At 56.9% G+C, this 20,795-nt stretch carries 19 protein-coding genes; 5 read left to right on the top strand and 14 right to left on the bottom strand.

All coding sequences use genetic code 11. The features are described from left to right. Positions 1–109 precede the first annotated feature (109 nt). Both BN4275_RS09415 and BN4275_RS09410 read left to right on the top strand, forming a co-directional pair. Positions 110–619 (top strand): hypothetical protein, encoded by a 510-nt coding sequence (locus tag BN4275_RS09415; protein ID WP_066457242.1) that lies wholly within the window; start codon positions 110–112, stop codon positions 617–619. Between the two features lie 13 nt (positions 620–632). Further along, positions 633–1,058, top strand: coding sequence for a pyridoxamine 5'-phosphate oxidase family protein (locus tag BN4275_RS09410; protein ID WP_341423426.1), 426 nt, complete (start codon positions 633–635; stop codon positions 1,056–1,058). A 52-nt stretch (positions 1,059–1,110) separates the two neighbouring features. Here BN4275_RS09410 and BN4275_RS09405 read toward each other — a convergent pair whose 3' ends face one another. Beyond that, a complete protein-coding gene (locus tag BN4275_RS09405; RefSeq protein WP_066457240.1) occupies positions 1,111–2,385 on the bottom strand; it encodes an adenylosuccinate synthase in 1,275 nt (424 codons plus the stop codon). 177 nt (positions 2,386–2,562) lie between these two features. On the opposite strand from BN4275_RS09405, the gene spoVAC reads away from it, so the two are divergent. Together spoVAC and BN4275_RS09395 are read left to right on the top strand one after the other, a co-directional pair. Beyond that, on the top strand, positions 2,563–3,006 hold the full coding sequence (gene spoVAC / locus BN4275_RS09400; protein WP_066457238.1) for a stage V sporulation protein AC: 444 nt from the start codon (positions 2,563–2,565) through the stop codon (positions 3,004–3,006). 13 nt (positions 3,007–3,019) lie between these two features. Beyond that, complete coding sequence (locus tag BN4275_RS09395; protein WP_079988191.1) at positions 3,020–3,754, top strand: beta-ketoacyl-[acyl-carrier-protein] synthase family protein; 735 nt, start codon at positions 3,020–3,022, stop codon at positions 3,752–3,754. Here BN4275_RS09395 and BN4275_RS09390 read toward each other — a convergent pair. From BN4275_RS09390 to BN4275_RS09365, 6 genes are all read right to left on the bottom strand, one after another. Then, the gene (locus BN4275_RS09390) at positions 3,744–4,718 is read right to left on the bottom strand and encodes an ABC transporter ATP-binding protein (RefSeq protein ID WP_066457236.1); all 975 of its coding nucleotides are present in this window, start codon (positions 4,716–4,718) and stop codon (positions 3,744–3,746) included. The genes BN4275_RS09395 and BN4275_RS09390 overlap by 11 nt on opposite strands. Continuing rightward, positions 4,711–5,727 carry an ABC transporter ATP-binding protein gene (locus tag BN4275_RS09385; protein WP_066457234.1) on the bottom strand — a complete coding sequence of 339 codons (1,017 nt, stop codon included), beginning with the start codon at positions 5,725–5,727 and terminating at the stop codon, positions 4,711–4,713. Before BN4275_RS09385 ends, BN4275_RS09390 begins: the two co-directional genes overlap by 8 nt. Before the next feature lie 10 nt (positions 5,728–5,737). Then, positions 5,738–6,625: an ABC transporter permease gene (locus BN4275_RS09380; protein ID WP_066457232.1), complete on the bottom strand. Its 888-nt coding sequence runs from the start codon at positions 6,623–6,625 to the stop codon at positions 5,738–5,740. A 10-nt stretch (positions 6,626–6,635) separates the two neighbouring features. Further along, on the bottom strand, positions 6,636–7,568 hold the full coding sequence (locus tag BN4275_RS09375) for an ABC transporter permease (RefSeq protein ID WP_066457228.1): 933 nt from the start codon (positions 7,566–7,568) through the stop codon (positions 6,636–6,638). Positions 7,569–7,662: 94 nt separating this feature from the next. Further along, positions 7,663–9,231: an ABC transporter substrate-binding protein gene (locus tag BN4275_RS09370; protein WP_066457226.1), complete on the bottom strand. Its 1,569-nt coding sequence runs from the start codon at positions 9,229–9,231 to the stop codon at positions 7,663–7,665. 142 nt (positions 9,232–9,373) lie between these two features. Further along, positions 9,374–10,498 (bottom strand): dipeptidase, encoded by a 1,125-nt coding sequence (locus BN4275_RS09365; protein ID WP_066457224.1) that lies wholly within the window; start codon positions 10,496–10,498, stop codon positions 9,374–9,376. A 187-nt stretch (positions 10,499–10,685) separates the two neighbouring features. Between BN4275_RS09365 and BN4275_RS09360 the strand changes: the two genes are divergently transcribed. Continuing rightward, complete coding sequence (locus BN4275_RS09360) at positions 10,686–12,893, top strand: extracellular solute-binding protein (RefSeq protein WP_066457217.1); 2,208 nt, start codon at positions 10,686–10,688, stop codon at positions 12,891–12,893. Positions 12,894–12,938: 45 nt separating this feature from the next. On the opposite strand, the gene BN4275_RS09355 is transcribed toward BN4275_RS09360, so the two are convergent. The 7 genes from BN4275_RS09355 to BN4275_RS09325 form a co-directional block, all read right to left on the bottom strand. Beyond that, positions 12,939–15,239 (bottom strand): sensor histidine kinase, encoded by a 2,301-nt coding sequence (locus BN4275_RS09355; RefSeq protein WP_066457214.1) that lies wholly within the window; start codon positions 15,237–15,239, stop codon positions 12,939–12,941. Beyond that, the gene (locus BN4275_RS09350) at positions 15,239–16,294 is read right to left on the bottom strand and encodes a response regulator (protein WP_066457211.1); all 1,056 of its coding nucleotides are present in this window, start codon (positions 16,292–16,294) and stop codon (positions 15,239–15,241) included. The genes BN4275_RS09355 and BN4275_RS09350 overlap by 1 nt, the downstream gene beginning before the upstream one ends. 131 nt (positions 16,295–16,425) lie before the next feature. Further along, positions 16,426–17,346 (bottom strand): acetamidase/formamidase family protein, encoded by a 921-nt coding sequence (locus tag BN4275_RS09345; protein WP_066457207.1) that lies wholly within the window; start codon positions 17,344–17,346, stop codon positions 16,426–16,428. 31 nt (positions 17,347–17,377) lie between these two features. After that, positions 17,378–18,076 (bottom strand): ABC transporter ATP-binding protein, encoded by a 699-nt coding sequence (locus BN4275_RS09340; protein ID WP_066457204.1) that lies wholly within the window; start codon positions 18,074–18,076, stop codon positions 17,378–17,380. 28 nt (positions 18,077–18,104) lie between these two features. Continuing rightward, positions 18,105–18,818: an ABC transporter ATP-binding protein gene (locus tag BN4275_RS09335; RefSeq protein ID WP_066457201.1), complete on the bottom strand. Its 714-nt coding sequence runs from the start codon at positions 18,816–18,818 to the stop codon at positions 18,105–18,107. After that, positions 18,815–19,852, bottom strand: coding sequence for an ABC transporter permease subunit (locus BN4275_RS09330; protein ID WP_066457198.1), 1,038 nt, complete (start codon positions 19,850–19,852; stop codon positions 18,815–18,817). The genes BN4275_RS09335 and BN4275_RS09330 overlap by 4 nt, the downstream gene beginning before the upstream one ends. A 6-nt stretch (positions 19,853–19,858) precedes the next feature. Next, positions 19,859–20,737 carry an ABC transporter permease subunit gene (locus tag BN4275_RS09325; protein WP_066457196.1) on the bottom strand — a complete coding sequence of 293 codons (879 nt, stop codon included), beginning with the start codon at positions 20,735–20,737 and terminating at the stop codon, positions 19,859–19,861. Positions 20,738–20,795 lie beyond the last annotated feature (58 nt).

The raw sequence follows: 20,795 nt of genomic DNA, 5'->3' as shown, positions 1-20,795 counted from the left end.
CTTTCGATTGGACATTACAGTTGGAGTGTGGTACAATACCTCTGCGTCCATTTCAGCGTGGAACTTTTTTATAGAAAACTTACCATGCGTTTACGGAGGTACATACGACATGAAACGTTGGACCGCAATTTTCCCAATCGCCGTTCTGATCTTCGGCGCAATCGCGTGCAGCTCTGAAACACGCGGCACCGCTCCCATTTCCGAGGAAAGCGGACAGTTCGCGCCAGCGGTTGAGGAGTACGAAGTTTACGACGGCGGCCTAGGGGTTTCCCTGGAGATCCCGACCGAACTGAAAGCACTCACGGAGTCGGACGGGACGGCGTCCTTTCAAAGTGAAAAAGGCGACCTCGTCTGCACCGTCACCGCTTACAAAAATGCCGATGGTAAAACTCCCGCGCAGGTGATGAAGGAGATCCCGTTCCAGTATGGGGACATCACTCTGTCAGAGGAGGACCGGATGACCCGCATCGGCGTGGGTGACACGCTTGACGGCCAGATGGCGCATGTCGTCGTGAGTCCGGAACTGTGCGTTTCCATTGTATTTTGCTTTGAGGCAAGCCGCCTGGAGGCCTGTCAGAAATATTTTGAGCACGCGCTTGAAACGCTCTCATTTTCGTGAGGAGGAATTGCATATGATGCGGGACCCGGATAAGAGCATCGGCAACCTGATCGATAAGCAGAAAACCGCTTATCTTTCCTCGGTGGATGAACAGGGTTTTCCAAACACCAAGGCGATGCTTGCACCGCGTCTGCGCGAGGGGATCAAAACCTTTTATTTCACCACCAACACCTCCTCCCGCCGGACGGCACATTTCCGGGAAAACCCAAAAGCCTGCATCTATTTCTGCGACCGGCGCTTTTTCCGCGGCGTGATGCTGCGGGGCACGGTGGAAGTGCTGGAGGACCCCGCCGCGAAGGAGCTCATCTGGCGGGATGGAGACACCCTCTACTATCCCGGCGGCGTGACCGATCCGGATTACTGCGTCCTGCGGTTCACCGCTTATGACGGACGGTATTACGCGAATTTCCATTCGGAGGACTTCCAGATCGGGGAATGAACAGTCAAAAAGGCCCGGCAGCATCAGCTGCCGGGCCTTTTCATTCTATTTGTCAGCGTTCAAGATTCTGGTCGCGGGCCGGGCCAACGCCAACCATCTTGATCGGGCATTCGCAGAGCTCCTCCAGTTTCTCAATATAACGCTTGCAGGAATCGGGAAGTTCATCATAGCTCCTGCAGTTCTCCAAATCGCCCGAGAAGCCTTCGATCTCTTCATAAACCGGCTCACATTCTGCCAGTTCTTCGATCGTCGGCGGAAAATCACGGGTGATGGTGCCGTCCGCCTTTTTGTAGGCGACGCAGACCTTGAGGCTGCCAAGGTTCGAGAGGGTATCGATCTTGTTGATTGCGAGCGCTGTGAGGCCGTTCACACGGACCGAATGGCGCATGATAACCGAATCGAACCAGCCGCAGCGGCGCGGACGGCCGGTCACGGTGCCGAATTCATGGCCAAGGTTGCGGATGGTGTCCCCCATCTCGTCGAACAGTTCGGTCGGGAACGGACCCGCGCCGACACGGGTGGTGTAGGCCTTTGCCGCGCCATAAACCTCATCGATCAGGGTGGGGCCGATGCCGCTGCCCACGCAGACGCCGCCCGAAATCGGGTGGGAGCTGGTGACGAACGGATAGGTGCCGTAATCGATGTCCAAAAGGGTTCCCTGCGCGCCTTCAAAGAGCACTTCCCGCCCCTCCCGGATCGCGTTGTAGGCAAGCACCGAAACATCGGCCACATATTGTCTGAGGCGTTTTCCGTATTCGGTATATTCCGCAATGATCGCGTCGAGGTCAAGCGGCTGCGCTTTATAGAAATCGGTCAGGAGGCGGTTTTTGATTTCACCGGCCAGACGGGCTTTCTCCGCAAACACTTCGGGATGCACCAGGTCGTAGATGCGCAGGCCGGAACGTTCCGCCTTATCCATATAACAGGGGCCGATGCCCTTTTTTGTGGTGCCGATTTCGGATTTGCCGCGCATTTTTTCGCTCAGGCCGTCAATCTCCAGATGCCACGGCATGATAATGTGCGCGCGCGGGTCGATCCGCAGGTTGTCGCAGCAGATGCCGCGGGCAGTGAGCCCATCGATCTCCCCAAGGATGCCTTTGGGATTGATGACGACGCCGCTGCCCAGAAGGCACAGCGTATTGGGGTAAAGGATGCCGGACGGGATAAGCTGGAGCTTATAAACCTCGCCGTTATTCTCCACCGTATGGCCGGCGTTATTGCCGCCCTGTGAGCGGACCACCACTTCGGCGCGGGAAGCCAGGATATCGATGATCTTTCCTTTTCCCTCGTCCCCCCACTGGACACCGACGACTACTTTAGCAGACATGCTGCAGACCTCCTGTCTATTTTTCACAAAAAATTCTGTAAATTCCCAAGCCCCATAAAAAGCCATCATTTAGTATAGCAAAAACATTGTCGAATAGCAACTGCTGTATAATATTTATTTTTGTGCAAACCCTATCGATGTGACTTTTACAATCCAGAATGAAATGGGGGATTCCATATGAATATGACGCCTGAAGAATATGACAAGCTGGCAAAAAAAGCTTCCCCGCCCTCGCCGTTTCTCAAAAACGTTTCGATGGCGTTTCTCTTCGGCGGGCTCATCTGCATGCTGGGTCAGGTTTTCGTGATGATCTACCAGAACGCCGGCCTTGACAAGGAAGTCGCCGCGACCGCCGCTTCAGTGAGCCTTGTATTTCTTTCAGTCCTGCTGACTGGCCTCAATATTTACGACGATATCGCAAAAATTGCCGGCGCCGGCACCCTGGTGCCGATCACCGGTTTTGCAAATTCGATGGCCTGTGCCGCAATGGAATTCAAAAGCGAAGGCCTGATCCTTGGGCTTGGCGCCAAAATGTTTATCATTGCCGGGCCGGTCATCGTCTACGGCACCTCGGCAAGCATCATTTACGGACTCATTATCTACCTGTTCGGACTGTATTAAAGGAGGCTGTCAGATGGCTCAGAGAAAAGGAAAATATACCATCGTGTTCGATGACCCGCCGAGTGTACGCGCGTCGGCTTCCATCGGCACCAAAAAGGAAGCGGAAGGCCCCATCGGAGATTCGTTCGATGTGATCAACGACGACGCTTATTTTGGGCAGGCCAGCTGGGAAAAAGCCGAAAGCCAGATGCAGAGCCAGGTGGTGGCCAAAGCGCTCGAAAAGGCGCAGCTCTCCACCGCCGACATCGAATGTGTATTCGCGGGTGACCTGCTCAACCAGTGCACCGGCAGCAGCTACGGCCTGCGTTCGCTCGGCATCCCGTTTGTCGGGCTTTACGGCGCCTGTTCCACCATGGCGGAATCGCTCGAAGTCGCGTCGGTCTTTCTCGATGCGGGCGCGATCACCAAGGGCGTGGCGGTGACTTCCTCACACTTCTGTTCCGCCGAGCGTCAGTTCCGCCTCCCGCTTGAATATGGCGGGCAGCGCACCCCAACCGCCCAATGGACCGCCACAGCGGCCGGTGCAGCCGTCCTCGAAAAGGGCGATTCCCCGCCGTTTATCCGCGCCGCTACCGTCGGCACGATCGAAGACCTTGGCATCACCGACGCGAACAATATGGGGGCCGCAATGGCACCCCCCATTGTCATAATAGCACCATATCCACGAAACAGCCTGCGAAGCCTGTCTGAAAGGAACCTACATAAGAAAGCGCCGCCCGCGGGCGGCGCTTTCTCTTTTATTCCTTGATCGATTCCTCATGGTACAAGGTGCATGCGACAAAATGTCCGCCGCCCATGTCTTTGAGCGCGGGATTCGCGTGCATGCACTTTTCGGTGCAGTAATTGCAGCGCGGTGCGAACCGGCAGCGTGCTGGCGGTTCGATCGGGTCGGAAACCTCGCCGCGCAGGGAATTTACCAGCTTGTGCTCCGGCTTCAGATCCGGAATCGGGATCGCCTTGATGAGTTCCTTGGTGTAAGGGTGCATCGGATTTGCGAAGAGCTCCTTCGAAGGCGCTCGTTCGACCACCACGCCAAGATACATGACCAGAATCTCATCTGAAATGTGCCGCACGACCGAAAGGTCGTGTGTGATAAACAGATAGGTGAGTCCGCGCTGCTCCTGCAAATCCATCAGCAGGTTTAAGATCTGCGCCTGGATCGATACGTCAAGGGCCGAAACCGGTTCGTCGCAGACGATGAACTCGGGCCGCAGCGAAAGCGCCCGTGCGATGCCGATGCGCTGGCGGCGGCCGCCGTCCAGTTCATGCGGATATGCCTGCGCGAAACGTTCGGCAAGCCCGACTGTCTCCATCAGTTGAGATACCCGCTCCCGCCGCTCCTGCGCGGGGACATGGTAGACCTTGAGCGGGTCCGCGATCAGGTCGCTGACCGTTTTGCGCGGATTGAGGCTCGCGTACGGGTCCTGAAAAATAATCTGCATCTTTTTGCGCATCTCGCGCATCTGTTCGGCGCTGTAGCCGACGATATTTTCCCCGTTATAGAGGATCTCGCCGCCTGTCGGTTCGATCAGCCGCAGAATGGTGCGGCCGAGGGTCGATTTACCACAGCCCGATTCGCCCACGACACCGAGCGTCTTGGTGCGCGGGATCGAAAGGTTGACATGATCAACCGCGTGCAGTTGGCCGCGCTTGGTTCTAAAATATTTCACAAGGCCGCGTGTTTCAATGATCGGTGTGTTCGCTTCAGGCATGATCCCCCTCCTCCGTTGTTTCGTCCGCTTCCGTGACCGGTTCCCACAGGCCGTCGTAAAGGAAGCAGCTGATCGTGTGCGAACCGTTCCGGTAGGCTCCGGGCTGCTCGGTCCTGCACCGCTCGGTACAATGGGCGCAGCGTTCCGCGAAGCTGCATCCGGCCGGTTTCACCATCGGGTCGGGCATCAGGCCGGGAATCGGGTTAAGGCGGCGCGCATCCCGGTTCATCTCCGGGATCGAACCGAACAGACCGATCGTATAGGGATGGTGCTCCTCCGATTCATAGATGTCTTTGGCTGTACCGACCTCCACAACCCGGCCCGCATACATAATCGCGACCCGGTCGCAGGTCTGTGCGACCACACCGAGATCATGGGTAATCAGGATCATGCTGGTGCCAAGCTTTTCCTTGAGCTCGTTCATCATGTGCAGCACCTGGGCCTGGATGGTAACATCGAGCGCGGTGGTCGGCTCGTCCGCGAGCAGCAGTTCCGGGCTGCAGGCCAGCGCGATCGCGATGACAATCCGCTGTTTCATACCGCCGGAAAACTGGTGGGGATATTCGTTCTTGCGCGAGGGCTGCAGGCCTACCGCTTCAAGCATCTCGTCAACCCGGCGGCCGCGTTCCTCTTTCGAGATATTCGTGTGCAGAAGCACCGCTTCCTCTATCTGCTGGCCGACCGGAAGGATCGGATTCAAAGAGGTCATTGGATCCTGAAAGATCATCGAGATGCGGTTGCCGCGGATTTCACGCATCTGCGGCTCACTCAGCTTTGTGACATCCTGCCCGTCGAAGAAGATACTTCCCTGTTTGATCGAACCGATCCGGTCGGGCAGCAGCCGCAGAATCGAAAGCGCCGTGGTGGTTTTGCCCGCGCCGGTCTCCCCGACCAGCCCGAGCGTCTCGCCCTTGGCAATTGAAAGGTCGATTCCGTTGACCGCGTAAACATGGCCGTCGTCGGTTTTATATTCGACATGTAAATCTTTGATTTCGAGTAAATTATCCATCAGCCGCACCTCAATTTTTCAGTCTGGGATCCAACGCGTCACGCAGGCCGTCGCCGATCAGATTGATTGCCAGGACAGTGACCGCGATCGCGATGCCGGGGATCATGACGAGGTAGGGGTAATACCGCATCTGTGACTTGCTTTCCGCCAGCATGGTTCCCCATTCCGGCTGGGGGCTCGGCACGCCAAGCCCGATGAAACCCAGCGCCGCCACCGAAAGCAGCACCGAGGCAAGGTTGAGCGTCGCCTGCACGATGATGGGCCCGATGGCGTTGGGCAGCACATGCGAGAAGATAATCCGCAAATCCTTCGAACCATAGGCGAAAGCCGCCTCTATGTAGTCGGAGCCTTTGACCTGCAGCACCGCCGAGCGCACGATCCGCACGAACGGCGGGATCATCGAGATGGTCAGCGCAAGGATCAGGTTCGGGATGCTGGTGCCGAGCGCGGCCACCACCGTGACCGCCATAAGGGTCATCGGGACTGCCAGAAAGACGTCCACCAGCCGCATGACGATGCTGTCAAGCCAGCCGCCATAGTAGGCGCAGACCGCGCCGAGCAAACAGCCGACCACAAGCGACAGGGTAACGGTCGAAAGCGAAATCATCAGCGACAGCCGCGCGCCGAAAATGATGCGCGCGAATAAATCGCGCCCATAAGCGTCGGTCCCGAACAGATGCTCACCGCCCGGCGCCTGCAGGCGCTCGACGACATTCTGTTTGATCGCATCGGTCTCATAGTTTGCAAAACCGTCCGCAAAAACCGCGAAAAAGACCACGATCAAAAAGACCACCAGCCCGAACATGGCCATCTTATTTTTTTTGTAGCGCAGGCAGATCGATGCAAACTGCCCCCTGCGTTTCGGGGCGGCGAGGGGGTTCTCCTGTTTTCTTTTCATATAGCCCTCCTCAATTCTTGACAAATTGGCTGCGCAGCCGCGGATCGACATACATATAAAGGATATCGATCACCAGGTTGATGAGCCCAATCATCGCGGCGATAAACAGCACGCTGATCATCACGACCGGCATATCGTATTTGTTGATGCCCTGCAAAAGGTAGGTGCCCACGCCAGGCAGCGCGAAGATCGTCTCGGTGACGATCGCGCCGCCCAGCGTCTGCCCCAGAATGATGCCGACGACAGTGATCATCGGCAGCAGGGCGTTGCGCAGCTCATGCACAAAAACCACCCGCATCGGTTTCGCGCCTTTGGCACGCGCGGTCTGCACATAGTCCGCCCGGATGACCTCCAGCATGGTGGACCGGGTCATACGGATCATCTGTGCCGACATCGCCGCCGACAAGGTGATCCAGGGCAAAATGAAATGCATCATCGACCCTCCTCCGGTCGCGGGGAAGATGTTGAGGTCGAGAGAAAATTTCAAAATCAGCACGAGCCCGAGCCAGAAGGCCGGGATCGAAGTGAGCAGCATGGCGAGCAGACGGGTGACATTATCGAAAATACTGTACTGCTTGACCGCAGAGATAATCCCGACCGGCACGCCGATCAGAATGACCAGTACGATGGTGCCCACGGCAAGCGAAATCGTCGCCGGAATGCGCTGCGCAAACTCCACCGCAATCGGCGTGTTTGTGGACCAGGAGATGCCGGGATTTCCAGTCAGCAGGTCTTTCATGTAGTTAAAATACCGAATGAGGAACGGATCGTTCATCCCATGATCCAGATTCCATTGCGCAATCCCCTCCGGGGTGGCGGAAACGCCCAGCTGCACCGCGGCGACCTCGCTCGGCATCAGCGCCAGGATGCCAAACACCAGGAAGGACACGCCGAGAAGCACCGGGATCAGGATCAGCAGCCTTTTGGCAATATATTTAAGCACGGTTCTCCCCCTTATATGCAGGATGGAGCCGCAAAAAACATGCGGCTCCATCCAAAGTGTTCAGAATTCTGTCTGCAAAGAGCCGGAGCCGGATTTACCAGGACCAGTCATAGACATAGTGCTGATAGATATCGTTCGTCTTGTCAACACCTTTCAGGTTGGCGCTGTAAGCGACGGCGTTCGCTGGCTGAAGCAGCGGCACGCAGACGGCCTGCGCGTCGATCTCTTCCTGAATCTTCTTATAAGCCTCCCGACGCTCGTTTTCATCGCTGGAGGAGCGGCCCAGTTCGAGGTTTTCATCGATGATCGGGTCTTTCACGCCGAAATAGTTCTGGCCAGCGGTGCTGTGGAAATACAGATAGTTCGCATCCGAATCCGCAACCGGCCAGGAGGTTCCGCTGACCGCGATCTGGAAGTTGCCGGAATAAAGCGAAGCCCAGAAGGTGGCGCGGTCAATCTGCTCGGTGGTGACGTCGAATCCGACCTCGCGCAGCATGCCCTCGAGGGTAATCGCCGGGTTGAGGTACATGGCGGTATCCGGGGCAAGAATCGAGATCTTCACATCGCTGACGCCGGTTTCGGCCTTGTACTGGTCGAGATACTGTTTTGCCTTTTCCACATCATAGGTATACGGCTGGGTATATTCCTCCTCCGGAGAAGCGCCGACGCTTGCCGGATAGATGGTTTTCAGGATCTGTCCGAGGCCTTCGGAACCTCCGATCAGCATCGCGTCCTTATCAACCGCGTACTGGACGGCCTGGCGGGCCAGGATATTATCAAACGGGGCTTTGTCTTCACGCATACTGACCCAGATGTTCCCGCGGAACATCGTCTCCTGCCAGACCAGATTCCCGTCATCCTCGACGGTGGCCTTCGCGGTCAGCGGGCAGTGGGTCAAAAAGTCGATCTCACCCTTCTGCAGGGCGGCGATCTGGGTGGTGGTGTCGGTGATGACTTTGAAGGTCAGGTTCTTGATTGCGGCTTCGCCCAGATAATACTGGTCAAAAGCCTCCAGAACGATATTGTCACCCGAGTTGCGGGAGACATATTTATACGGGCCGGTTCCGATCGGCGCGCTGTCGTAGTCGGTGGTGTTCGCGCTGCTGATGCGTCCGAAGCCGTAGAGGACCTCAAGGGTCGGGGCATACGGAGCGGAGAGGTGGATTTCGACGGTATAGTCGTCCACTTCGGTGCAGTCGATCATGCTGACCATCGCGGCGCCAAACGCCGGCGCTTCGACCAGACGGTTGATCGAGGTGGCAACGTCTTTGGAGGTCATTTTGCTGCCGTCGTGGCAGATGACATCCTGGCGCAGATGGAACGTATAGGTCTTCCCATCCTCGGAAATCTCCCAGCTCTCGGCCAGCTTGCCGACCCAATTGCCGTTTTCGTCCTTGTCGACCAGCGTATCGTAGAGCTGGCGGTAGACGATGGTGGTGATCTGGTCGGTCGCGTAAGTCGGGTCAAGGGACGCGATGTCACTGGTCAGTCCATAGTTTACGTCGGTGCGCACAGCAGACGCATCTCCGGACGCACCGCCGGACGCGGTCCCCGCCGTGCTGTTCGAGCCGGAGCTGGGGCCGAAGCAGGACGCCATGCCAAAGCACAGCACGACTGCCAGCAGGCAGGCCAGGCACTTCTTCAAAGTGTTCAGATTTCGCATGTTTTAATCCTCCTAAAACTGTTTTTGGGTCGTGTACAGATGTACGCCGAGTTTCCGGGTATAAAAATGTCCATCCGGAAAGCTGTTCAATTGGACAACCTCTTGGATGGACATCTTTGTCAAAAAGAGGCGGGGTTTCCGCTTATTTACGCCAGGTCTGGTCAAAAACCCGCAGGAAGTTCTCGCCCATGACCTTTTTCACATCCGCTTCGCCAAAACCGCGTTTCAGCATATGCTCGACGATGTTGACAATGTTCGCCAGGCTGTAAAGCCCTTCCGGGAAAGCGCACCGTTTGCCGAGTCCCGCTTCGGCGCCCGCGAGATAGACCTCCCGGTTCGGGGAAACGAGCTGCATCAGATGGCGGGTGTCATGCCGGTCATATGCAGCCGGCTCCGCATTCGAATCGATGCCGATGCCCACATGGTCGATACCGACCAGATCCGCATAATAGGAGATCGCGTCGACAAAATTTTCGATACTCGGATGATGTTTTTCATCCCACAGGATCGGCACATACGAGCAAACGCCAATGACGCCGCCCTTGGCCGCGCATTTCTTTGCCTGCTCGGCGGTGATGTTTCGCGGATGCTTGAAGAGCTCAAGCGGGTTCGAATGGCTGAAGATCGGGGGTTTCTCGCACGCTTCGATCGCGTCGAGCGAGGAGCGCGCGCCGATGTGGCTCAAGTCGACGGTAATGCCGGCCTTTTCCATTGCCTTGATGAGGACTTTGCCCTCCCGGCTCAGCGGCGCGTCGGTACCTGACAGGCAGCCGTCCGCGGCAAAGGTGCGCATATTGTAACCGATCTGCATGACGCGCAGGCCGACTTTTGCAAAGACTTCGCACGCGGATTCGAGATCCGCATGCTCGATGAAGCGGCAGGACTGCGCGCCGATGATGACGCCGATCTTGCCCGCTTTCTTGGCATTTCGGATATCGTCCGGGCGCTCCATCAGCGCGAAGAGGTTCGGACTGTTCTTGATGACCTCATAGTGGTAGATCATGTTGGAAAGCGCCTGTTCCATCCCGTCGAAGACGCCGGGGACGGTGAGATTGAGGGCTGTGACGCCCGATTCCCGCAGATGCCAGTTGTCAGCCTCCAGATAGAAGCTGCACATATCGATGATGGTTGATTCCTTATGTATCCGCCGGGCCTCATCCGAAACCTGCGCGTTGACCGCAAGCGCATACGCCTTGTTTTCCGGGTCATCCGTGCTGTAATAGGTCATGATGGCGTCCTGTGCGATACGGACGATATCCTGTTCCATGAATGCTGCACCTTCCTTTATGAGCGGCCGGGATGCTTTGTCCTGCTAAACCGCTGATGTTTTTTTTACAATAACACAATAATTGAAACGTGTCAATATAACGTTTCAATTTTTTGCCTGAGTCGGGCGTTTGTGGTTGACGCGAAAGGAAATCTATTGTATGCTTTTGGCATTGAGGAGGGATCGCATGGCGACCATCAAAGATATTGCCCGGCTGGCCAAGGTTTCCCAGGGTACCGTCTCCAATGTGCTCAATGAACGCGGCAATGTCAGCGTGGAACGGATCCTAGCGGTACAAAAAGCCGCGCGTGAACTCGGTTATGTGGCAAACGCCCAGGCCAAGCAGCTGCGCAAGGACGCGCCGCTCTCCCCCGAAATCGCCGTCATCCTCCCGAATATCGAGGATGAGCGCTATGCGGCCTTTTTTTCCGGCGCAAAAACCCATGCTGAACAGCAGGGTTATTCCGTGCAGCTTTTTTTGACCGACAGCTGCCCTTACACCGAAGAAAAGATCGTCCGCCAGATCGCTGCCCTGCGTCTTTCCGGCGCGATCACCATCTCCTGCTGCATCGACCATCCCACACTTTATAAACCGGTGCTGGTCAATGGGGGACGGGTCGTACACGCCTTGCGTGAGGTGAAAGGCGCGGATGAATATATCGGCTTTGACCTGCGGCGGGTCGGGCATGAGCTTGGCCGTTACCTGCTCTCGCAGGGCTACCGTTGCGCCGGCGTCCTGGCCGGCCCGCATTACTATCCGGACGACCGGGAACTCGTAAGGGGGCTTCAGCAGGCCGTCAACCTCCCTGATGCGCAACCGATCGAAATCCAGTATATCTATGCCGATCGCACGGCTTCCTCCACCGCGCCGTTCGAATTTTTCCGCGACGGCAGGCGTCCGGACGCGCTCGTTTTGACCAACAGCAGCTACCTTGCGCATGTCCAGCTCGCGGCGCGGGTCGGCTCGACCGGGGACTGTCCGCCGGTCATTGTCCTGTCCCGGGACGGCCTGCATCTGCAGGCGCCGCAGGTAGCCCGCTACTGCCTCGATTATCTGGGAGCCGGGATCGCGGCCGCGTCACGTATGCTGGAGCTTCTCAGGCGGAATACGCGGCCGAACGGACGGCATCGCACGCTGCTGCCCGCACGCGGATTCGGCCGTGATCTGCCCGTCGTATCGACGCCGCGCCTTGCAAAGCCCGTCACCCTGCGGGTGCTGATCACCAAGGGGCAGACCACTGACGCACTCCTGCGCATCACGCCGGATTTTACCCGGCGCACCGGAATTGAAGTGGAATACATCCAGCAGATCCCCAGCGAAATGCTCGAAACGGTGCTTGCTTCCGGGGCGGACGAGCAGTTCGATCTTGTGCGCAACAATATGAGCATCCTTTCGCTGCTGCCTGCCCGGCTTTTCTATCCGTTTACTGAAGAGGAGTTCTCCAGTCTAACCGCCGGGATGTTCCCGCGGGTCGTGCGGGATTTTTCGCGCATCGAAGGCAAACGGCTGGCTATTCCCTTCGACATCGGCGCCGGGATGCTTTTCTTCAGGCGCGACCTGTTCGAGGACCTCGTCCTGCGGCGCACCTATTATGAAAAATATGGGGCGGCGCTGGCCGCCCCGCAGAATTATATGGAATTTGTCCGGATCGCCGGGTTCTTCGACCGGGCCGCCAACCCGGAATCCCCCCTGCGGGCTGGCACAAGCGTCCCGCTCGGTTCCGCCGCCGAGCTTTGTTCCAACTTTATCCTGCTCTATCTCAACCATGCGGAGAATCCGGATTTTTCCCGGCCAGGCGCCCGGATCGAACCGAACGCGGTGCTCCAAAGCCTGCGGACGCTGCATGCCTACGGGAAACACGCCGCTCCCATGCGCCAGAAAGCTTGGATCGGCGCCACGCTCGATCATTTCATCCATGGCCAGACGGCGATGGAACAGGTCTTTCTCAACTACACCTCCAATATTGTGCAGCTGCACACCAACACCGTGGGAGGGCTCCTCGGTTTCGCGCCGCTGCCCGGCGGCAACACTTACATCACGGGCGGAGCCCTCTCGATTCATGCCAACTGCAAAAATCCTGAAGCCGCCAAACAGTACATCCATTGGGCTTGCGGCGCACAGCAGGCCGAGCTTTTCACCACACTGGGCGGCCTGTCACCGCATGCTGAAATCTACCGCAACCCCAATATTCTCAGCCTTTTCCCATGGTACCAGCAGCTTCCCGAAATCATATCCCGCAGCTGCGGGCGCGAGGTCTGGAATTTCATCGATTCGCACGCGCTGGAAGTTCGTTCTTTTCCCCTCCTGCGCAAAACCGCAACCGGACAGCTCGGCCCCGATGAGGCTGCAGAGCAGCTGCTCTCCGTCATCGATTCCTGCCTGCTGCATCAATAGAAACTGCCGCTGTCAAAAGAGCCGCTCAAAAATGAGCGGCTCTTTTTATGCATCCGGCAGCCGTGGGGTTGCCGGATGCTGAAAGGTGAAGAATACCACGCAGCCCCGTCCGGCTTCCCCCACAATGCCAACCTGTCCGCCGTGGCGGTTGAGGATTCGCTTGACCAGCGCCAGGCCGATCCCGCTGCCTTCATATTCGCTGCTGTTGTGCGCGCGGTTGAAAAGCTCAAACAGATTGTTGCCAAGCGCGCGTTCAAACCCCACGCCGTTGTCTTTGAAGTAATAGGTGACCTGCCCGCCCCCGCTCATATAACCGGCAACCAGCGCAATCCGTTCGCGTGTCTGCGAAAACTTGATTGAATTGGACATCACATTCATGACCGCGACGCGCATCAGGAACCGGTCCGCATACAGGGACGGCAGTTCGTAGAGCTCCAACTCCAGGTTTTTGGATTCGTTGGCCTGCTGGATATCGTTAAAGCATTCGAGCACCAGTTTCTTCATGTCGATCTTTTCGATATTGAGCACCATGAAGCCTGCCTTGGTGTAGATCATCATCTTCTGGATCATATCAAGCGTCTGGGTGCAGACCTTTTTCGCCGAGAGGATATCTTCCTTCGACTGTGCGGTGAGCGTGTCGTAATTGTCCTCCTGAATGATCTCCAGATAGGCGTCGATCTCGCGGATCGGGGTTTTGAATTCATGAGTGACGGTGTAGCTGAAAGATTCGAGATCATGGTAGGCGGTGCGCAGCTCCTGGGTGCGCTCCTCCACCGTTTGCTCGAGGCCCGCGTTAAGCTCCACAATCTTGCGTTCCGCGCGCTTCTGGGCGGTGACGTCCTTGGTAAAGACCGCAATGCTGGCAATATCCCGGTTCAGTTTAACCGGATAAAAATTGAGATTCAGGATAAGCGCGCCGCCCAGCGCGGTATATTCCACTGAAAAATCCCCTTTTTCCAGCACCTGCCGGTAATAATGCGCGAACAGGACCTGGTCCTCCCCGGAAAAGACCTCCTCCAGCGCGCTGCCCGGGCGGATCGCCCGTCCAAAATTGTCCCGGATATAATGGCTGAACGCCTGGTTGAAGGAAATCAGAGCAAAGGTGCGGCAGTCGACCGTCCAGATGAAATCCTTGTTGCTTTCAAAAATCGCGTTGAGCAGCGCGGAAAGCTCCCAGCGTTTCTCCTCGGCCTTTTTATAATCGGAGATATTGCGGGCGGTGATGACCGCCAGCCGCTGTTTCCCGAGGCGCATCACATTTCCGGACACCAGCAGGCTGCAGTTCATCCGGTTGCTGAGCATCCCTTTGATCTCAATATTGGTGACCTGCTCCGAGGTGAACAGGCGGGTAAGCAGGCCATTGATCTCCTCTTTGTCATGAAACAGGAGGCTGATATGCTGCCCCAGAATATATCCCGGCGTAAAACCGAGATTTGTGTAGATGGCAGGGTTCACATTGAGCACCACGCCGTCAGCATCGATTTCAAAATAGGCGTCCGCCGTATGCTGAAAGATCATCCGATAGCGTTCTTCGCTCTTCATCAGCTTATCGTGGGACTCCTGGCTGCGCATGGTGCTGCTGATGATTGCGTCGCAAATCATACAGGCGACCGCAAAAACGATCGGCAGCTTGATGATCTGCCCAAAACTGCTGGAAAGCAGCGAGGTGTGAATTCCGCGGCTTTCAAAATAGAAAGCCTCGAAAAAGCCATCCACAATAAAGAACCCAAACGCAACCATAAAGGAAATAAAAAAGAGGGAGCTATTGCGGTCGGAATAGGCAAGCGGCGGCATCCACAGGAGCTTTCGCACCGCAGGCTGGGAAATCAGCACCTTGACAAAGGCTGCGAGCGCCAGGATGCAGAACACCACGGTGATTGCCTGCACCCGCAGGATGACCGGGGAGATGAAGCGGTCCAGATACCGCCCCGGCGGATTGTGCAGCAGCGCTTCCTTATAAAACAGTACGATGACAACAAAATAAAAAGCCGCGTAAAGCACATGCACCAGGTAATAGTTGCAGCGCCGTTTGCCGCGGTTGCAAAAGTGCCCGCATACCAGAAGCAGCAACAGGTAAAGCAACCCGATGAGCAGGTTTCCAAGCCCGCGTCCGGGCATTTCCCCAAAAGGCAGCAGGAACACCAGCCCGCCGATCCCGGTGATGTAGGCGTAAACCGGTTCCCAAGCGGTTGCAACCAGCATGGGAAAGACGAGCTGCCAGATGAATTGCGTGTCGTACACATTGTCGAGCACAATGGGGAACTGTGTCGCAAGCAGGGCGAGCCACCCGCAGAACAGCGCAACGGCCACCTTTTTCGGCTGGAGCTCCTTCCATGCCGCGCGCATCAGGCATCCTCCTCCCCGTTTGAGCAAAGCTGGCGGTATTCGGTGGAGGTGAGCCCGGTGAACTGCTTGAACACCCGGCTGAAATATTCGGTGTCCGAGTAGCCGAGCCGCGCGCTGATCTCATAGATTTTGAGGTTGCTGCGTCCCAAAAGGATCTTGGCGCGTTCTATCTTCACCATTGTCAGGTAATCCACAAAGCTCATCCCCAGCTCCTGTTTAAACAGGTGGCTGAGATACGCCTTGTTGACAAAATGCAGGTCGGCCACTCCCTGCAGCGAAAGGTTGTTTTCGATATTTTTGACAACCGTGTTGCAGACCGACTGAATCAGCTCGCTTTTGGTGCTGACCGAGAATTTGTTGATCTCCTTTTGAATTTCCGCCACCTTGCCGCAAAAGCTGTCCGCCATCTTTTCCGGCGCCGCTGTCTTATCGAGTGAAAACAACGCGTCGAAATCACAGTAGTCCTCCATATGCGGCTGTGTTTTCAGCACCTGCTGCCGTATTTCCGTCAGCACCGATTCCAAGGACGCCCATGCCTTTTCCGGCTCCTCCCCCTCCAGGCTGCAAACCCGGCCGGCAATCTGCCGGCTGATTGTCGCGGAGTAGTCGTCGTTTTTGAGGATGAGCGACGGCAGAATGCGCAGGGCGTTGTTGTCGTACCCCGCTCCCTGCGCCAGCGACGCGAGATGCGCGGCGCACCGGTCGAGCAGCTCAGTGAGCGTGTCCTGATTGATCGGCTTGACCACATAGTCGAACGCGCCCAGCACGATCCCCTGCTTGGCGTAAGCAAAATCCGCATATTCGCTCAGCAGGATGATACAGGGACAAAGCGCTTCCTCCCGCGCTTTTTTGAGCAGCTCCAGCCCATCCATCACAGGCATGCGGATATCGGTGATCATGATGTCCACCTGTTCCCGGCGCAGGATTTCCAGCGCCTCCTGTCCGTTCTGGGCCTCAAAACGCACCTGGAACCGGCTGTTGTCCTGGAAGATGCGAAAGCGCTTAAACTGCCGCCGGAAAATTTCCCGGTCATCCACAATGAAAAGGGTATACATGTGTTCCCTCCAATCTGTCCGTACATTTGAAACAGCCGCGGCATCCGCAGGATCTCCAGCAATGCCGCAGCTCCCCGTCGGCGAAGGCCGGCAGGGAGCTCAATGGGATATGTATTTCGGTTTCCACCGATTTATTCGCGGCGCGCGAGCTTTTTATTGACCTTGGCCACCATCGAATAGACGGTGTCAACCATGTTGGCGCAGTAAAGTTTTCCGTCCTGGGTGAGCGCCTGATACGCCTCCAGCTTATCCCAGCCGTATTCGGCCATCCAGTCGATCAGCTCAGCATAGGCGATGCGCGCGGCGTCCTCCATCGGCTTCGCACTGCCCACAACCATCAGTTCCTCCGGGCTTTCGATGCGGGGCCATTTGATCTTCTTTCCCTTTATGAGCTCGAACCGAAGGCTTACCTTCGCCGCGATTTCGAGCGCCACGCCGCACAGCTCTCCCTGCCCCTGCTTGGCATGGACGTCACCGGTGAAGAAATAGGCGCCATCGACCTCAACCGGCAGGTAGATGATGTTTCCGGGGCAGGTGTCCGGAGTGTCCATATTACCACCCTGTTCGTACGGTGTCAACGCGGAAATAACTTCCAGGGCGGAAGCTGTCGCAATTGTCCCCAAAAACGGCTCCCATGGGAAGGAAAGATATTTGTCGTGGGTGAAGTTGCCGTTTTCATCCTGTTTGTAGATCCAGGTCTTTTCCCCGATGGGTTCGTTGAGCATACGGGTAAACTTATTCGGGGTGAGACCGCCCAGCGGCTTCTGGATGCAGCTGACCGCCCAGTCGCGGTTTGGTTCGATCGCAAGGATGTGCACCGCCAGCGTGTCGCCCGGCTCGGCCCCGTCGATGTAGATCGGGCCGGTCTGCGGATTTAAATATCCGGCGTTGGTGAGCACCTCGCAGGGCAGGTCGCTTTCAGATTTGACCAAGCCCTTGAAGCAGTCCTCGGTGTAAAGCATGATCTCCTCGCCCGGCTTGACATGGGCGATCGGTTCCAGATAACGGTTGAATGCAAAACTGTGTTCCCCAACCTGCTCGATAACGCGCATAACGAATCCTCCTTGTCATTTTGCGTTTGTTTTATACTGTTAGGTATTTTTTGATCTTGTTGTAGTCCTTAATCTCTTCCCCTTCGACTGTGCCGACAATCGTACCCTTGTCGATCGCGTAGCAGCGCTGGGAAACCTGCTGAATAAGACCCATATGCTGTTCACAGAGCATGATGGTAAAGCCCATGTCCTGGCTGCAGCGCTGCACAATTTCACCGATCTGCTGCGCAAGGTTCGGCTGGATGCCCTCCGAAGGCTCGTCGAGCAGGATCAGCTTCGGCCGTCCGACCAGCGCGCGGGCGATCGAAAGCATCGCCTGCTCGCCGCCCGAGAGGGTGCCCGCCTTCTGGGTGCGCCGTTCGCCAAGGCGCGGAAAATATTCATAGGCGATGTCCAGGCTCTTGTCGAGTTCCGCGCGGTTGATCATCGAACCCATGCGCAGGTTTTCCTCCACGCTCAACAGCGGGAACACGCCGTGCCCCTGCGGGACGTAGCCGATACCCATCTGGGCGCGTTCATGCGCCTTGGCGGCGGTGATGTCCTTTTCCTCAAAATAGATCTTCCCGGATTTATTGCGGATGAGCCCAATCAGCGTTTTCATCAGCGTGCTTTTGCCCACGCCGTTGCGGCCAATCACCGAGACGATTTCGCCCTTGCGGATTTCAAATGAGATATCCCGGATGATGGAGATTTCCCCATACCCGGAAGTGAGCTGCTCAATACGTAACATACTAACACCGTCCTTTGTGACTGCCGATTTATACCTTGCCCAGGTAGATGTTGACGACGTCCTGGTTGTTGTGGACCTCCTCAAAGGTGCCCTCCGCGAAAATCTTTCCATAGTGCAGCACGGTCGTCCGGCGGGCGATCTGCGCCACAAAATCCATATCGTGGTCGATGAAAATGATCGTGGTGCCCTGTTCGTTGATTCGGCGCACGATATTTGCGGTGAACTCGGTCTCCTCCGGGCCGAGGCCCGCGGCCGGTTCATCGAGCAGCAGAAGCTTCGGCTTTGAAGCGAGCGACATGGCGATTTCAAGCCACTGCTGCTGGCCGTGCGGCATGTTGCGCACCAGGGGGTTTCCGATCTCCCGGATACCGACCAGTTCGATCAGCCGGTCGATCTCCGCCGGAATCTGCTTATAGTCCACATATTTCTGCACGGCGATACGGATGTTGTCGTAGAGCGTGAGGTCGAGATAGACGCCGGGAATCTGCATCTTGATGCTGATCCCCTCCCGCACGCGGCGATAGGTCGGCATTTTGGTGATGTCCCGCCCGTCGAAGATCACCTTTCCGGTCGTGGGCGGATAGATGCCCATGATGAGCTTGAAGATGGTGGTTTTGCCCGCGCCGTTCGGCCCGATCAGGCAGTGCAGCGCGCCCTCTTCCACCGAAAGGTTGACGTCGTCGACCGCCTTGAGGCCGCCGAAATGCTTGCTCGCGTGCTGAAGTTCAATCAGGTTTTTCATTCTGCGGCACCTCCCGCCTGCGCTTTGCCGTTTTTGAGGGGCAGGACCACTTTCCGGTCGATAATTTCAAACAGCGAATGGATGATCCCCTTCGGGACAAACAGGACGACCAGAAGCAGGATGAGCCCCAAAAGCACCAGCGAATACTGGCTGCCGCTCGCTGCGAGCTTCTGGGAGAGCGACAGGTAAAAGAGGGTGAAAATGACCACTGCGGTCGGGTTCTTGCGCCCGCCCGCGGCCACCAGCACGACCGGCATGGTCGCCTGGGTCATGCCGACCGCCGACGGCACGATGTAGCCGCCCCAGGAGGTGTAGAGCACGCCTGAAAGCCCCGCGATCGCGCCGCTCACCGCGAAAATCATCATCTGCACGAAGGCGGTGTTGTAGCCGAACATCTCGCTGCGGGTGCGGTTCTCACGGATCGAAAGCAGGCAGTAGCCGAGGTTGCGTTTCTCCATGATCCGCATCGCCAGATAAATCCCAATGACCAGCAGCAATGCCAGGATGTAGAGCGCCAGGTTCTTGACTGGGAAGGTGCCGATCGTGAGCGGGGTGACGGCATTGATGCCGTTAAATCCACCAAGCTGCGCCGCTCCGATGTGCCATTCTGAACCTGCGGTCTGCGCCAGGAAAGTTTCAAGCACCAGGGTAAAGCACATGGTGACCAGCGCCACAAATACGTCGTTGACGCCGCCATAGAACATGAAGTAGCCGAGGAAGAGCGCCACCAGAAATCCCATGACCACGCCGCCGATCAGGAAAAGCGGGGTCAGCGCCGGATCGGTGAAGTTTTTGCAGAGAATCGCGTATGTATAGCCGCCGATGCCGTAAAACGCGGCCTGCGCGTAGGAGAAAATCCCCGTATAGCCCCAAATCAGCGCAAGGCTCAGCGCCAAAATTACTGTGATCAGGAAGTTTGCCATGTTGAGCGTCTGATAGGCGCTGCTGATAATCGGGTAAGCGATAAAAAATACAAGCACGAGTACGGCGCAGATATTCTCCGTTGTGATTGCATCTTTAAATTTCGTTTTCATTCACCATCACCTCTTGCCTTTCACCATATGCTTTTCGACCAGACCGGAAAAGCCTTTGGGCAATACGCGGATCACGATGATTGCCACGACAAGAAGGCCCATTTTGCCGAAGAAGGTGCCGAACAACAGCGAGAGCGCGCTCTGGATCACGCCGAGCACACCGCCCGAAAGCGCCATGCCGACCAGCGGGTCCGCGCCGCCGACGATGACTGTGACAAAGCTGTCGTTCTGGAACGCCTGCCCCATGGTTGGCGTGATCGTCATGGTCGGCGCGTAAAGCGCGCCGCACAGCCCCGCCAGCGCGGAACCAAGCATGAAGGTGGTCGAATACATCCGCCGGGCATTGATCCCAAGCGACTGCGCGACCGAATTGTCCTGCATGGTCGCGCGCGAATGCAGGCCAAATTTGGTGTGCATAAACAAAAAGTAAAGCCCAACCAGGACCAGCACCGCAACCACGCCGAGCAGGATACGGTAGACCGAATAGGTGCTTTCGCCAACCGCGAAAGTTCCCAGCGGGGTGGTGAGCCCAGGCAGTGACGGCCCCATCAGGATAAGGATTCCCTGCCGCAAAAGCAGGCTGATGCCCCAGGTGGCGACGACCGAATCGAGCGGCCTGCCATAGAGCCGCGACACGACCAGCTTATCCACCACATAGCCGAACATGCCAACAAACAGCGCGCCCAGGATAACCGCCAGGAAGAGCGGCACCGACGCCTTGGCCAATATGGTGAACATGTAAGCGCCCAGCATGATGAATTCTCCGTGGGCCAGATTGATAATCCCCATCATCCCGAAGATAATCGCGAGCCCCGCAACCGCGAGGATCAGAAATGAAAAGCTGTCCAGAAACTGATAAAAATAGTTGAAAATGCTGTTAAGCACGGTTTTTGCCTCCCCTGATAACCGGAAAACCGGCCCTCATCGCATATTTGGACAAAGG

It is taken from the genome of Anaerotruncus rubiinfantis, from assembly GCF_900078395.1.
Lineage (GTDB): Bacteria > Bacillota > Clostridia > Oscillospirales > Ruminococcaceae > Anaerotruncus > Anaerotruncus rubiinfantis.
This window is presented reverse-complemented; position numbering and strand designations above follow the sequence as displayed.